Consider the following 14,725-nt stretch of genomic DNA (forward strand, 5'->3'; position numbering starts at 1 on the left):
CCGTTGCGGGATGACGAACTCAGGCGAGGCGTGGCCGCCGGAGGGTGCCGAACCGGTGGCCGCGCACCCGGACGCGCCGGGACCAGGCACGAAGCTCGGCGTGCACTTCTCGGAGTGCTTCGGCTGCGGTGACCAGCAGGACGGCGGCCTGCACATGGAGTCGACGGTCGGCGACGGCCTGTCGGTCAAGTCGCAGTTCACCGTCACCGAAGCGCACCAGGGTGCGCCGGGTCTCGCCCACGGCGGGCTGCTGGCCTGCGCGTTCGACGAGGCACTCGGCTCGGTGGCCGGAAACCTCCTGCGCCTGCCCGCCGTGACGGGGCGCCTGGAGACCGATTTCCGGCGACCGGTGCCGGTGGGATCGACGCTGTTCATCACCGCGACGCTCGACGGCATGGCCGGCCGCAAGATCTACGTCAGCGCGGAAGGCAGGCTCGACGCCGAGGACGGCCCGGTCGCGGTGCGCGCGCGGGCGCTGTTCGTCGTCGTCGAGTTCGAGCACTTCACCAAGCACGGCGACGTCGACGCCTGGAAGAAGATGCGCGACTCGAACCGCGTGAACCCCTGAGCCGCGCTGCCGGTCAGGTCAGGGTGCGCGGGCGGATGGCGTTCGCCTTGTCGACGAGTTCGACGCGCTGCTCCACGGTGCCCGCGAGCCTGGCCAGGGTGCGGTAGCAGCGTTCCAGCCCGAAGCGGAGGTCGCGTTCGGACAGTGCGCAGCCGAGCACCTTGCCCTGGCGCGGTTCCGAGCCCGCCTTGCCGACCCAGTCGTGCGCGGCTTCGAGCACCTCGGCGGACAGGCGCGTGCGCCGCTCCGCGTCGAGCGTGAGCCGTTCGAGCCTGCCCGAGGCGTCCACGAGATCGGCTTCGGACACCGCGTTCGCGTCCTGGCCGGTACGCGTCTTGATCTTGATCGCGGCCACCTGCGCGGCGGTGTAGTGCGTCGAGGACTTCGGCACCGATTCCAGCACCTCGATCGCACCCGCCCGCGCGCCCTGCGCGAGGTAGACGCGGGCGAGGCCGAAGGCGGCGCTCACGTACGAATGGTCGGTGCGCCAGACCAGTTCGTAGAACCGCGCGGCGCCGAAGTAGTCGCCGATGCCCTCGGCGCTCACCGCGAGCGCGAGCTTCGGCGCGATCTCACCGGGGAGGTCGTCGTAGACGGTCTCGAAGGCGACGTGCGCGACGCGCGGGCGTCCGCCGGCCAGCTCGATCAGCCCGCGGTACCAGTCGATCCGCCAGTCGTGCGGGAAGCCCGCCTTGATGGCGAGGTACTGCGCGGCCTGCAGCTGCCGGTTCGCCTCGGTCAGTTCGCCGAGTTCGATCCGCGCGCGCACGATCCGGAGGCGGACCTCGATCGATTCCCTCGGTGCGCCCGCGAGCGCTTCGATCGCGGTGCGCGGATCGGCGGAGACGACGGTGGCGAGCACACCCGCGGCCGCGTCGCCGGTGTCGGCCTGCGGGATCGGCAGCCCGGCGACGACCTCGCCCGCGTCCGGCAGTGGCACGCTCTGCCCCTGCTCGGGCACCACCATGTCCACGCCGAAGGTGTTCGTCTCCGGACCGTACACAGTGGACGATCCGGGTCGCGGTTTTCCGGTGCCCAGCGCCATGATCTCGCGCAGCACACCGGTGAGCTGGTCGCCCATGTCCTCGGCCGAGATGAACCTGCGGTCGGGGTCCGCGTGCGTCGCGCGCTTGAGGAACCGGTAGTACGAACCGAAGAGCGCGAACAGCGGCACGTCCTCGGGACCGGGGAGCGTGGTCTTGTACTTGCTGGTGTAGCCCGAGAATTCGAAGCTCAGCACCGCGAGCGTGCGCCCGACGGTGTAGAGGTCCGACGCCACCGACGCGCCGCGTTTCGCGAGCTCGGGCGCGCTGTACCCGGTGGTGAAGAACAGCGGGCTTTCGTAGTCGTCCATGCGGCGCACGGCGCCGAGGTCGATCAGCTTGAGCTGCTCGTGCGTCTGGATCACGTTGTCCGGCTTGAGATCGCAGTACAGCAGCTGCTGGCTGTGCAGGTAGCCGAGCGCGGGCAGGATCTCCAGCCCGTACGCGATCACCTGGCCGATCGGCAGCGGCTCCGCGCGCCCGGTGGCCCGATGGTGGGCGAGCGCGAGCTGGCGCAGCGACTGGCCGCCGACGTACTCCATCACGATGTAGCCGACCGAGCTGCCGCTCTTCGGGTCCTCGTGCTGGACGAAGTTGTGGATCTTGACGATGTTCGGGTGCTCGACCTCGGCGAGGAAGCGCTCCTCGTTCGCCGCGGCCGCCAGCGCGGTTTCGTCACCGGAGTCGATCAGTCCTTTGAGGACGACCCAGCGGTCGCTGACGTTGTGGTCCTGCGCGAGGTAGATCCAGCCGAGACCGCCGTACGCGAGCGCGCCGAGCACTTCGTACTGGCCGCCGACGAGTTCGCCAGGCTGGAGCTTCGGCACGAACGAGAACGCCGTCCCGCAGTTCTCGCAGATGCCTTCCGGCGAGCCGGGTTTGCCGTCCGCGGTACGGCCGACCTTGGCGCTGCACTTGCCGCAGAAGCGTTTTTCCTCGGACACCACCGGGTTTTCGAGCACCGCGGACGCGGGGTCGCGGTAGGGCACCTGCGGGACGTCGACGAGCCCGGCGCCGAGCCTGCCGCGCCGCGAGGTGCGCGACGACGTCCGGCGCCCGGTGCCGGGGAACGCGCCGGAGCCGGTGCCCGAACCCGTGCCGTGACCGGTGCCGCTGCTGCCGCGGCCCGTTCCGTGGCCGGAGCCGGTTCCGGTGTGCCTGCCGTCGCTCGACCGCTCCGGCAGCACGCTTTCCGTGCCGGGATCGGGCAACGGCACGTCGGGGCTCGCGTTGACGAGCGGGGTGGGCGGCTGGATGCTCTGCGTTTCCGGTGTCGGCGCGGAGAGCACGCTGGTGGGTTGCGGGGGTTGCCACGGCTGCTGGCGAAACCCCGGCGGTGCCTGGCGCGGCTGGTTCCCGGCGGCCGCGGGCGGGTGGGGCTGGTTGCCCGTCGGCGGGTGCGGCCGGTTGCCGGTGGGCGGATGCGGGTGCCCTCCGGTCGGCGGATGCGACTGGCTTCCGGTCGGCGGCGGTTGGTGCTGCGTAGCCGCGGGCGGCTGGCTTCCGGTGGGCGGCGGCTGATGTTGTGTGGCCGCGGGCGGCGGCACGGCGGGCCGGATGACCGTCGGCGGGTCCGCGGCGGGCGGGGTGCCCAGCACCTCGGGCGAGCGGGTCCACCCGGTGCCGGGGCCATCGGAAAGATCGCCGGTGGAGGCCCGGTCGACCGGCGCGAACTCGCCCGTCGCCTCGTCCGGATCCTCGTCGGGCGCCCGGTGACGGGCACGGCGCGACTCCTCCGACACGGCTACCTCCTCCAGCTCGCCGCGGGTGACCCCTGCGATCCTAGAGGTGACGCGGGCGGCGCGGGTCGGCGCGGGCGCTGGTCAGCGGTCGCTGTACATCGTCGCGGTCAGCGTGATCGTGATGTCCGGGGCGACCTGCGCGCCCGCGGGCGGGTCCTGGCCGACCTGCACCCAGTCGCGGGCGGCGGTCAGCGGCCTGCCGAGGCCCTTGCCGTCGACCTGGCGGAGGTTGTGCAACCCGGCCGCCTGCATGGTGTCCTGCGCCTGCTGGTGGTTCATTCCCGCGACGTCCGGAACCTCGATGAGCAGCGGTTTCGACACCGGCGCCGCGGAGGACCGCGCCACGTTGCGGGTGCTCGGCGGGCCCGCCAGCGTCACGGTCACTTCCGCCTGCGGCGGCGCCGGGGTCCGCGCCGTGCACGCGCCCGCGACGGCGAGCACGGCCACCGCCCCGGCGGTCGCTCGGACGTGCGTTCTGTTCACGGTGCCTGCCCTCAGCTCTCCGGCGCCCGGCGAATCGACCGGACGGTGGTTTCTCGCGGAAAGCGGCCGAAGCGTTACGCCAAGTGCGTGATTCGGCGACGTTCGTCCCCGGATGGCCACCACGAGGGCGCGGCATCTACGTCCCCGAAAGCGGCTTTCGGGGACGTAGATGCCGCAAAAGCCACTTTCGGGGCATGCGCGTCGGAAGTCAGCTCGAGGTTTTCCCTTGTGCTGTAAAGGTTTCCGGGTCGGTCACTTGTATTCGCCCGCAGGCGGGTCCGCGGGCGGGAGCTTGCCGGTGAGCCACGAGTTGTAGCTCTCCCGCCACAGCCCCGCGCGCACGGTGTCGAGCACCGAGTTCACGAACCCGACCATGTCGGTCTGGTCCTTCGGGATGCCGATGCCGTAGTTCTCGGTGCTGAACCGGTCGCCGACGACCTGCAGCGTCGGGTCCTGCGCGGCCATCCCGGCGAGGATCACGTCATCGGTGGACACCGCGTCGACCTGGCCCTGCTGCAGCATCACCAGGCAGTCCGACCAGTTGTCCACCGCGACCGGCACCGGTTTCGCCGGTTCGGCGGCGATCCGCGGCAGCGAGGTCGACGACTTCGTCGCGCACACATTCTTCCCGCCGAGATCGCCGAGCTTCTTCGCGGGCGAGTTCTTGTTCACCAGCACCCGCTGCCCCGCGACGTAGTACTTCGACGAGAAGTTGATGTCCTTCAACCGGTCGCAGGTGATGCTCATGGTCCGCACCACGACGTCGACTTCGTGGTTCTTGAGCACCGGGATCCGTTGCGAGGACGGGATCGCGCGGTACCGGATGGTGCCCTGGTCGGTGCCGAAGATCGCCTTCGCGATCTGCTTGACCATGTCGATGTCGAAGCCTTCGAGCTCACCGGTCGTCGGGTTGCGGAAGCCGAACAGGTAAGTGGTCTGGTCCACCCCGGCGATGAGCTGCCCGCGCGACTTGATCTTCGCCATGGTGGAGCCGGAGGTGACCGAGGTGCCGGTGGGCGCTGTGCTGCGCGTGTCGCAGCTCGCGTCGGCCGCACCGCCGCCGCCCGCGGATTTCGCGGGCACTTCGGCGTTCGCGGGCAGCGGCCTGCCGACAGCGCCGACGGGGGCGGGCTCGATCGGCTTCCCCGCGCTCCCGCAGCCCGCCGCGACGAGCGCGATGCCGGTCGCCAGCGCGGCGAAGGTGACCCTGGTGCCTCGAATCCTCATCAGCGGTACTCCCTCAGCCGCTCGCGGATGCCCATCGTGACCCCGGCCGCCGCGACCACGGCCAGCACCGCGAAACCCGGTGCGAGCAGGGTGAGCGCGCGGTCAGCGCCCCGCGTGGAATCCAGGAAAGCCTGCCTGCCGACGTCGATCGCCGCCACCAGGTTGCCGTCGAGGCGGGTGAACGCGGCCGCCGCGCTCCCCTCGGCCTTCGGATCGATCGCGAGCGTCACCGCGCCGTTGTAGTCGCCGGTGTCGTCGCGCTTGCGGACCTCGCCGTGCGCGGCGAACCACGCCTGCGCGTCCTTGATCGCCGCTTCCACGTGTGCCGCGGAATCCTGCCCCGCCGTCATATCCTTGGCTTCGCCGAGCAGCCCGCCCGTGCCGTCGGTCTTGGCCAGGTTGCTCGCCAGTACCTTGAAGTCCTTTTCGTACGCGCCGCCTTCGCCGCGCGCGACGAGCGTCAGCGTCTCGTCGGTCCGCGCCTGCAGCGCCGCGATCCTGGCGCGCACCAGCTGGTCCACCTGCTTCGAGCCGTCGTCGGCGCCGTTGCCGACGAGCACGCCCTGCACGACGACCGCGACCGCGCCCCACAGCAGCGCCAGCACGACCGCGCCGGTCGCGACGACGAGCCCGATGTTCAGCACGCGGTTGGTGCGGCGCGTGAGGTGGACCTGCGTGACCACGAGCGCCGCGATGAGCGCGAGCACCAGCAGCGTGGTGAACCACGGCACCGCGGTCGCGTCGTCCTGCTCCTCGGCGAGCCGGTCGGTGTCGATGCGGTAAAGCTCTTGCGCGGCGGGCAGGATCTTCGAGCGCATCAGCTCCGACGCCTCGCGCAGATAGGCGCCACCGGCGGGGTAGCCGAGCCGGTTGTTCGAGCGCGCCGTCTCGACGACGCCGGTGTAGACAGGGAGCTGCTGGCTCAGGACGGCCACCTGCGCGGCGGCTTCTTCGACCCCGGCCGAATCCGACGCCGCCTTCGCGAGCGCGGCACCGGCCTGCGCGATGTCGGTGTCGTAGCGCTGGCGGAGCTCCGGCGGCTCGGTGCCGATCGACAGGAACGCGCTCGCCGCCGTCGCGTCCGCGTCCGACAGCGACCGGTACACCTGCTGCGACGCGGCGGCGAGTGGTTCGCGGTGGTCGATCAGATCGTTGATGGTGTCCTTGCGGTCGCCGATCACGATGGTCCCGACCAGCCCCGTCAGCAGCGACAGCAGCACCAGCCCGATCGCGAACACCGACAGCCGTCCCGGCGTCGTCGCGGCCGAGCGCACGACGCCCCGCACCGCGGCCGCGGGGAGGTCGAGCAGCCCGGCGAAGCCCGATCGCGAGCCGTCCGGCGGCGATTCCGTCCCGCCGGGCGGGCCCGTCCGCGTCGCGGTGCTCGTCATCGCACAGTCCTCCACCCCGAAGTCACTAGGGCACGAAGGTATCCGATCAGGTCAGCTCGTGGTCCACGGCGTAGCGGACCGCCTCGGCGCGGTTGCGCACGCCGATCTTGGCGAACGCGTTGTTGATATGTGTCTTCACCGTGGCCTCGCCGATGTACAGCTCGGCGGCGATCTCGGCGTTGCTCAGCCCGTCACCGATCCGGCCGAGCACCTCGGCCTCGCGCGCGGTGAGCCCGTCCGGCAGCTCGGCTTTCGGTTTTGCCCGCCGCTGCCCGGAAAGCGCGGCGACCAGTCGCTCCGACACGCCCGCGTCGAAGGTCGACTGCCCGGCCGCGGCCGAGCGGATCGCGGAGGCGATTTCGAGCCGCCCGGCGTCCTTGGTGAGGTAGCCGCGCGCGCCCGCCCGCAGCGCGCCCGCGATCGATTCGTCGTCGTCGTAGGTGGTGAGCACGAGGACGGCGGTGCCGGGGTGGTCGCGCGTGATGCGCTTCGTCGCTTCGACACCGTCGAGCACCGGCATGCGCAGGTCCATCAGGACGACGTCGGCCCGCAGCCCGCCGAGCAGGGCCAGCGCCCGCGCGCCGTCGCCGGCCGAGCCGACCACCTCGATGTCGTCGAGCAGGCCGAGCAGCGCCACCAGGCCTTCGCGCATGACCTGCTGGTCGTCGACCACCACGACCCTGATCATTCCGGTACCTCCGCCGTCACGGTCCACTCGCCATCCCGCCGTCCGGACGACAGCGTGCCACCGGCGAGCGCGAGCCGTTCGCGCATCCCCGTCAGGCCGAAGCCTTCGCCGGGTTCGCTTGCCGCGGCGGGATTGCGCACTTCCAGGCGGACCGCGTGCTCGTCGAAGTCGAGTGCGACCGAGATCGGTTCGCCCGGTGCGTGCTTGGCCGCGTTGGTCAGCGCCTCGCGCGCGATCGCGGCGAGCGAGACGGCCGCGGCGGAGGACAGCGGGCGCTCGGTGCCCGTGGTGTCGAACCGGACCGGTGTCGCGTGATCCGCGCGATGGGCCGTCACGAGCCCGGTCACCGCGTTCACCAGTGATGGCACGTCCCGGCGCAGCGCGGTCACCGCGTTCCTCGCCTCGGCGAGCCCGGTCGCGGCGAGCCGCCGCGACCGGCGCACCGTGCTCATCGCGGTGTCCACATCGGACTTTTCGAGCAGTGCCTCGGCCAGTTCGAGCTGGACGCCGAGCGCGCCGAGGGAATGCGCCAGCACGTCGTGGATCTCGCGCGCGATGCGGTTGCGCTCGTCCAGCGCGGCGGCGCGGGCGTGCTGCTCCTGCGCGAGCCTGGTCTGCTTGAGCAGTTCCTCCGCCTGGTTCGCGCGCAGCTCGTACTGCCGCCGGTTCAACCCGAGCAGGAGCACCAGTACCATCACGCCGGAGTTGATGACCGCGTCGGAAAACCGTTGCTGCGCAAGGAAGAACGGCAGCACCGCGAACACCACGTCGACCACGCCGACCGCGAGGATCGCCGCGACGCTCGGCGCGATCAGCGTCGCGAACCGGCCCAGCGAGATGATGCTGATGATCAGCGCCGACGAGTCGTCGGCGACCGGGACCATCGCGCCGGAGAGCACCGCGGTGAGCGCGAGCATGACCGCGGCGAGCCCGAGGCGCGTCCGGTTGAGTTCGAGCAGGGTGAACGCGAGCCAGCTGGCCGCGCTGATCCCGTACGCCGCCCACACCCACGGCGAGTGCTCGCGCGCGGTGGCGAGCGTCGCCGCGATGAACAGCGTGCCCAGTACGTGCACCACGAGCCAGGCCGGCGCGATGTTGTCCGGCAGCTTCCGCATGGCACCTCGCGGAGTGCTCAGTGGTGATCGCTCAGCTTGGTGATCAGCTCCACCAGGATCAGCCGGTAGGCAAGGAAGCCCAGCAGCACCACCACGCCGACGACCACCAAGGTGATCAGTGTCTTGCCCTGCATCTTGCCCCCCGACATCGATTCCTGCGCCTTGTTCGCCGCCATGCGGATCAGGTCTTCCTTCTTCATGCCGACGACGGTAGGAATCCGGGCGGTTTTCGGGGACCACACCGCGGTGGAGATCAGGGTGGAGATGGCGGTTGCGCCCTCATGCCCCGAAAGATGCTCCTATAGAGATCGAGTGGGGTGGCTGGTCCCCGCCTTTGCCTGCCCCCGAGCGCGGCTTCGGGGGATCTGGTGCCGCGAACTCCGTCCTCGTCGGTACTCCTGCTGCCGAAGCGGGTTCGCATGTGCCCCGAAAGTGACGTTCAGGGCATCTACCGCCCCGAAGGCCACCTTCGGGGCACGAGCAACCCCGGCCCGCACACTCGCGAGGGCCGAGAAGGTGGCGTTAGATGCCCCGAAGGTCACCTTCGGGGCGTGGCGATCCGGATCGCGGGGGCTAGGGAGTGCGGCAGGACCTGCTCCGGGTCCGGCGGGCGGTGGACGACCACGTCGATGCCGTCGGCGAAGCGGTACGGCCTGCCGTCGAGGATGCCGCCGAAGGTGCGGCGCAGCCGGGACATCTCCGCGCGCACGGTGACGGTGCGGTCGGCGTCGCCGAAGAGGTCGGCGGCCAGCTCCGCGGCGGACCTGCCGTCGCGGTGGCAGGCGAGCACGTAGAGCACTTCGGCGTGCCGAGGGCTCAGCGGGTGGGTCCAGGTGCCGGACTGGCCGGTGACGGTGAGCGTGCTGGCGCGCGGCGTGCTGACATCCAGCTCGACCTTGGTCGCCGGTGACGCGTCCGCCGCGGGCCGGACGAGCCAGCCGCCGGGCAGCGGTTCGACGACGCAGGTCCCGAACGCGGGCAGCCAGGTGCGGCCCGGAGTGCAGTTCGCGGGCAAAACGATGCGGTCGACCGGGGCGAGACCCGAGGACGCGGCGATCCAGCCGTGCCGGTCGGCGACGAGCGCGCCGCCGCCCGCCTTCGCCAGCACCGGGGCCGCCACGCCGCGGAGCCGGTCCAGTTCGGCGAGGTGGGCGTTGCGCAGTTGCGATTCGGCGAGCCGGGCGACGGCGTCGACGAGGGCGAGCGTCGAAGCGTGCACGGTCGACGCCGGGCCAGACAGGTCCACGACGCCGAGCAGTCTGCCGTCCCTCGGGTCGTGCAGCGGGGCGGCCGCGCACGTCCAGCCGTGGTGCGAGCGGACGTAGTGCTCGGCGGAGTACACCTGCACCGGGCGCCGCGCGACGAGCGCGGTGCCGATCGCGTTCGTGCCGACGGCGTCCTCGTGCCAGTCGACGCCCTCGGTGAAGCCCAGCCCGTCGGCGCGGCGGCGCACCGCGGTGCTGCCGTCGCGCCAGAGCACCCTGCCTTCGGCGTCGACGACCACCATGATGTGCGCGGCCTCCTCAGCGAGGCTGATGAGCCCGCCGCGCAGGATCGGCAACGCGTCGGCGAGCCCGCTGGCCCGGCGGCGGGACTCCAGTTCGGCGGGCCCCAGCGGGGCGCGCTGCGCGCCGCGGTCGGGATCGATGCCGAGCCGCCGCATGCGCTGCCAGGACGCCTCGATCACGGACCGGGGACGCCTGGGCAGCGCATCGCCGGAAAGCGCGGCTTCGTGCACCTCGGCCAGGGCGTGCGCGTGCCGCCGGGGGTCCGCCCCGACCGGCAACGCTGCCTCGAGGTGCTCCTGGAACACGTCGACAGTGTCCCCCGCGAGGCCCGAAATCGGAACCGATCAGCTCCGCAGGCACACGCAGAACGGGTGCCCGGCGGGATCGGTGAGCACGCGCCACTTGTCGCCACCCGGCTGGAACTCGGGCTTGCCCGCGCCCGCGGCGAGCAGTTTCTTCTCGGTGGCGTCCAGGTCCTCGACGATGAAGTCGAGGTGGAACTGCTGGGGAACCTCGGCGCCCGGCCAGCGCGGCGGCGCGAACTCGTCGGCGCGCTGGAAGCCGATCGGGACCTGGCCCTCCTGGGAAACCATGGCGTAGTCGACCTCGCTGTGCGCGATCTCCCAGCCGGTCACCTGGTGGTAGAACTCCGCGAGGACGCGGGGGTCGGGGCAGTCGAGCGTGACCATGACGAGCGTTGCGGGTGATGTCATGCGCGCAACGCTATGCGGCAAACCTGACAGATCACGTCAGGTATTTTTCGCTCTTTCTCCGGAGCAACGGGCCGACGGCCTTCTCGTGCGCGAGCGCGACCCGGTACAGCGTGCTTTCCCGTGCGGCGACGAGTTGGAGGCCCACCGGCAGACCGTCGCGCGCGAGTCCGGCGGGCACACTCATCGCGGGATGCCCGGACGCGTTGAACGGGATCGTGCGCTGGATGTACCCGGTGCCGCCGCCTTCGAAATCGGGTTCGCGTTCCGGCGCGGTGAACCCGATCGTCGGGCTGACGAGCACGTCCACTTCGGTCAGCAGGGCGTCGACGTCGCGGCGGAATCGTTCGCGCGCGTGGAGAGCGGCGAGGTACTCGACGGCCGTGACCTTCGCGCCCGCGGCCAGGTTGGCGCGCGTGCCCGCCGCGTACTCGGCTTCGCGCGACGGGTACCACTCTCGGTGCTCCCACGTCGCCTCGGCGAGCATGATCGTGACGAACTGCGCGCCGAGGTCGACGATGCCCGGCAGCCGGACTTCCCGCGCGCCGGGGAAGAGCGCCTTCTCGAAGACGTCGCGGACGTCGTCGGTGAGCGGGTCGCCGAGCAGGTCGGTGACGACGCCGATCCGGAGGCCCGTCATCGACGGCTCGGGTACCGGGTGGCCGGTCAGTGCCCGCAGGACCAGCGCGCTGTCCTCGGCGCGACGCGTGAGCAGGCCGACGTGATCGAGGGTCGGGGACAGCGGCAGCATCCCGTCGCGGGCCAGCAGCCCCCGGGACGGCTTGAGCGCGTTTAGCCCGCTAAATGCAGCTGGGAGCCGGGTGGAGCCGCCGGTGTCACTGGCGAGCGAGGCGTAGCCGATGCCCGCGGCGAGCGAGGCGGCGGAGCCGGAGCTCGAGCCGCCCGCGGTGCGGTCGGAGTTCCACGGGTTCTGCGCCTGGCCGTAGTCGGGATGCGGGAACCCGTACGCGAACTCGTGCAGGTTCGTCTTTCCGACGAGCACGGCACCCGCTCGCCGCAGTGCCGAAACGAGCGAAGCGTCGCGGGCGGGCACGCGCGAGGCGAGGATCCGGGAACCGGCCGTGGTGCGGACCCCCGCGGTGTCGAAAAGGTCCTTCACGGTGACCGGGATCCCGGTCAGCACCGTGACGGGCCCGCCGTCGCGCAATGCCCGTTCCGCGCGAAGGGCCTCTTCGCGCGCGGGCTCGGCGAGCACCGTCACGAACGCGTTGAGCGCCGGTTCCCAGCGGCGCACCCGGTCCAAGGACGCGTCGAGCAGCTCGACCGGCGAGACGGTGCCCGCCACGAGCGCGCGGTGAACCTCGGACAGCGGCGCGAACAGAAGATCATCCATGCGCCGAGCATGCGGCGCGGAAACTACCGCGACGGGTGAACTGTGCTCGTCAGGCGAGCGCGTAGCCCGCTTCCTCGACGGCGGCGCGCACGTCGTCGACCGCGAGGGGCGCTTCGCTGGTCACCACGACGGAACCGGACTGGACGTCGACGTCGACCTTGGCGACGCCCGCGAGCGCGCCGACCTCTTCGCGCACGGCGCCCGCGCAGTGGCCGCAGGTCATCCCGGTGACGGTGTAGCTGGACTCGGTCATCGAACGCACTCCCTTGCTGGTCAGGAACGGACGAGGCGGGCGATCGCTTCGCTGGCTTCGCGCACCTTCTCGTCGGCTTCGTCGCCGCCGCTTTCGAGCGCCTCGGCCACGCAGTGCTTGAGGTGCTCGTCGAGCAGCGCGAGCGAGACCGACCGCAGTGCCTTGGTGGCGGCGGAGATCTGGGTGAGCACGTCGATGCAGTACTCGTCGTTCTCGATCATCCGGGCGAGGCCGCGCACCTGGCCTTCGATCCGCCGCAGCCGCTTGACGTAGGCGTCCTTGTCGTCGGTGTATCCGCGCATCGCTGGCTCCTCGTCTTCTCTTCAGCTCCGACTATACCCCAAGGGGGTATGGGGTTGCCCGAACGCGAAAGAAGCCGCCGCCCCGTGGGGCGACGGCTTCGTTTCGAAGTCTTCGTCAGATGACGGTGACCGAGGTGGCCTGCGGGCCCTTCTGGCCCTGACCGATCTCGAACTCGACTCGCGCGTTCTCCTCGAGGGTACGGAAACCGTTACCCTGGATCTCCGAGTAGTGCACGAAGACGTCGCCGCCGCCGCTGTCGGGGGTGATGAAGCCGAACCCCTTCTCGGAGTTGAACCACTTCACAGTGCCCTGCGTCATAAAAGATATCTCCATGTGTAACAAACAAAACGAGAAGCCACTTCGGCAGCTCGGGCTCAACACGAGCGGTTTGCTTCCCGGAAGAGGAACCACTACGCCCGCTATGTCTTGCGAGCGTGGGTTAGCACGAACACAAAAACTTTGAGACCAGTGGAAGTAAAGCACAGATGGGGGCGCGCGCCAACCCACGACCGGGGCGTGTTGCCTCACCCGGAGCGATCACCGTGGTACAGCTCGCTCAGCCTGGTCTCCGGGGTGATCACGTCCGGGTCGGTCCGCACGTCGATCAGGACGGGCCGCTGGTGCCGCAGCGCGCGCGAGATCGTCGGCTCCAGCTCCTGCGGGTCCTCGACCATGTAGCCCGCGGCGCCGAGCCCGCGCGCCCACGCCGCGAAGTCGACCGCGGGCAGGGTGACCCCGGCGAGCCGTCCGTGCGTCCTGGCCTGGTGCATCGCCATCGTGCCGTACACGCCGTTCTGGAACACGATCACGATGATCGGCACCCGGTAGCGCACCGCCGTCTCGATCTCCTGCCCGGTCATCAGCGCGGCGCCGTCGCCGACCATCGCGAACACCGTGCGCTCCGGCTCGGCGAGCTTGGCGGCGACCGCGGCGGGCACCGCGTACCCCATCGCGCCGTTCGCGGGGCCGAGCTGCGAGCGCGCGGCGGTGAAGCACCAGTAGCGGTGCACGAACCCGGCGAACGCGCTCGCGTCGTTCGTGACGATGGTGTCCTCCGGCGCGTGGCGGCGCACCGTCCGCACGACGTCGGCGGGGTGCACGAGCACGCTGTCGCGGGTGTCGGGCGGGGTCATGAAGGTGTGCACCGCCGCGTTCGCCGCCGAACTGCGGCGCGTCCGCGGCGCGGCGACCGAGCGCAGCTCGCGGAGGAAGGGTTCGACCTCGGAGGCGACCCGGAAGGTCAGCCCGCCGCGCCGCGCGTCGGCCGGGCCGGTGCCGACCATCACCAGCGTCTGCGACGGCAGCGGGTAGCGGTAGTTCTGGGTGGTCACCTCGTCGAGCCGGGTGCCGAGGCACAGCACGAGATCGGCGCGCTCCATCGCGTCGAGCTGGCGCGCCGGGATCCCGACGCCGAGGTGCCCGGCGTAGCGCTCGTGGGTCTCCGGGAACGCGTCCTGCCTGCGGAACGCGTTGTAGACGGCGAACCCGAGGTGCTCGGCGGTCATCACCAGCTCGTCGCGCGCCCAGCGGGCCCTGCCGCCCGCGATCACCACCGGGTACTTCGAATCGGCGAGCAGCGCGGCGACCTCGTCGGCGGAGCGGTGCAGGGTTCCGGTGCGCATCGCCAGGTCGGGATCGGCGAGCGACTGGTCGAACGGGGCGACCCAGAAATCGCTCGGCACCGCGAGCACCGCGGGCCCCCGGCGCCCGGTCCTGGCCGCGTTGATCGCTTCGACGAGGAGCTTCGGCACGTCGGTCGCGCTCCTGGCCTTCCCTGCCCATTTCACGAACGACGAGAACATGCCGGTCAGGTCGGGATCGCTGGGGCCGCTGTACTTCAGCAGGTTCGACGCGGTCTCGCCGAGGATGACGATCATCGGCGTCTCGTCCTGGTACGCCGTGTGCACGCCGATCGCCAGGTTCGCGATCCCGGGGCCCTTGCTGCCGAGCACGAGCGCGGGCACGTCGCGCAGCTTGCCCTCGGCCTCGGCCATGAACGCCGCGCCCGCTTCGTGCCGCGTCGTGATCAGCGAGATCGAGCGCTGGAGCTGCAGGACGTCCAAGAGTTCGAGAAAGGACTCGCCGGGGACCGTGTACGCGCGACGCACACCGGCCTCGGCGAGAATACGTACGGCCGTCTGCGCGACGGTCCAACCTCGGTGATACCTGATGGGCCAAGTTAAGGGCGCCTTGATCACCCGGTCAAGTGAAGGGTCACTTACTTAGCGGAGCGAGAAGCACCGCAGAGTTGACCGGATTCGGGAATCCTTCACCGAGATGTCTGAAATGACGGATTATCGAGATCTTCTTCTCCGGCGGCGCGCCCCCTTAAGCTCGGGG

General features: G+C 70.9%; 15 protein-coding genes. 1 reads left to right on the top strand and 14 read right to left on the bottom strand.

Annotated elements, in window-relative coordinates; all coding sequences use genetic code 11:
• Positions 1-10: 10 nt before the first annotated feature.
• Positions 11-568: a PaaI family thioesterase gene (locus HUW46_RS23620; protein ID WP_215549347.1), complete on the top strand. Its 558-nt coding sequence runs from the start codon at positions 11-13 to the stop codon at positions 566-568.
• A 13-nt stretch (positions 569-581) separates the two neighbouring features.
• Here HUW46_RS23620 and HUW46_RS23625 read toward each other — a convergent pair whose 3' ends face one another.
• The 14 genes from HUW46_RS23625 to HUW46_RS23690 all read right to left on the bottom strand — a co-directional run bounded on the left by HUW46_RS23625 (position 582) and on the right by HUW46_RS23690 (position 14,493).
• Complete coding sequence (locus HUW46_RS23625; RefSeq protein ID WP_215549348.1) at positions 582-3,353, bottom strand: serine/threonine-protein kinase; 2,772 nt, start codon at positions 3,351-3,353, stop codon at positions 582-584.
• An 81-nt stretch (positions 3,354-3,434) separates the two neighbouring features.
• Entirely contained in the window at positions 3,435-3,836 is a 402-nt protein-coding gene (locus HUW46_RS23630; RefSeq protein WP_254126490.1) for a PASTA domain-containing protein, read from the bottom strand.
• 252 nt (positions 3,837-4,088) lie between these two features.
• Complete coding sequence (locus HUW46_RS23635; RefSeq protein ID WP_215549349.1) at positions 4,089-5,063, bottom strand: glutamate ABC transporter substrate-binding protein; 975 nt, start codon at positions 5,061-5,063, stop codon at positions 4,089-4,091.
• Positions 5,063-6,454: a hypothetical protein gene (locus HUW46_RS23640; protein WP_215549350.1), complete on the bottom strand. Its 1,392-nt coding sequence runs from the start codon at positions 6,452-6,454 to the stop codon at positions 5,063-5,065. Before HUW46_RS23640 ends, HUW46_RS23635 begins: the two co-directional genes overlap by 1 nt.
• 46 nt (positions 6,455-6,500) lie before the next feature.
• Positions 6,501-7,142, bottom strand: a complete 642-nt coding sequence (locus tag HUW46_RS23645; protein WP_215549351.1) for a response regulator — start codon at positions 7,140-7,142, stop codon at positions 6,501-6,503.
• Positions 7,139-8,257, bottom strand: coding sequence for a sensor histidine kinase (locus HUW46_RS23650; protein WP_215549352.1), 1,119 nt, complete (start codon positions 8,255-8,257; stop codon positions 7,139-7,141). Before HUW46_RS23650 ends, HUW46_RS23645 begins: the two co-directional genes overlap by 4 nt.
• A 17-nt stretch (positions 8,258-8,274) precedes the next feature.
• A complete protein-coding gene (locus tag HUW46_RS23655) occupies positions 8,275-8,457 on the bottom strand; it encodes a hypothetical protein (RefSeq protein WP_215549353.1) in 183 nt (60 codons plus the stop codon).
• Positions 8,458-8,795: 338 nt separating this feature from the next.
• Positions 8,796-10,070, bottom strand: coding sequence for a helix-turn-helix domain-containing protein (locus HUW46_RS23660; RefSeq protein ID WP_215549354.1), 1,275 nt, complete (start codon positions 10,068-10,070; stop codon positions 8,796-8,798).
• Between the two features lie 39 nt (positions 10,071-10,109).
• Entirely contained in the window at positions 10,110-10,478 is a 369-nt protein-coding gene (locus HUW46_RS23665; protein WP_215549355.1) for a VOC family protein, read from the bottom strand.
• 31 nt (positions 10,479-10,509) lie between these two features.
• On the bottom strand, positions 10,510-11,829 hold the full coding sequence (locus HUW46_RS23670) for an amidase (protein WP_215549356.1): 1,320 nt from the start codon (positions 11,827-11,829) through the stop codon (positions 10,510-10,512).
• Positions 11,830-11,878: 49 nt separating this feature from the next.
• Positions 11,879-12,082 (bottom strand): heavy-metal-associated domain-containing protein, encoded by a 204-nt coding sequence (locus tag HUW46_RS23675; protein WP_215549357.1) that lies wholly within the window; start codon positions 12,080-12,082, stop codon positions 11,879-11,881.
• 20 nt (positions 12,083-12,102) lie between these two features.
• A complete protein-coding gene (locus HUW46_RS23680) occupies positions 12,103-12,384 on the bottom strand; it encodes a metal-sensitive transcriptional regulator (protein ID WP_215549358.1) in 282 nt (93 codons plus the stop codon).
• A gap of 115 nt (positions 12,385-12,499) precedes the next feature.
• On the bottom strand, positions 12,500-12,703 hold the full coding sequence (locus HUW46_RS23685) for a cold-shock protein (RefSeq protein ID WP_215549359.1): 204 nt from the start codon (positions 12,701-12,703) through the stop codon (positions 12,500-12,502).
• Between the two features lie 206 nt (positions 12,704-12,909).
• Positions 12,910-14,493 (bottom strand): thiamine pyrophosphate-binding protein, encoded by a 1,584-nt coding sequence (locus HUW46_RS23690; protein WP_254126492.1) that lies wholly within the window; start codon positions 14,491-14,493, stop codon positions 12,910-12,912.
• Between the last annotated feature and the right edge of the window lie 232 nt (positions 14,494-14,725).

The sequence above is a fragment of the Amycolatopsis sp. CA-230715 genome (assembly GCF_018736145.1).
Taxonomy (GTDB): domain Bacteria; phylum Actinomycetota; class Actinomycetes; order Mycobacteriales; family Pseudonocardiaceae; genus Amycolatopsis.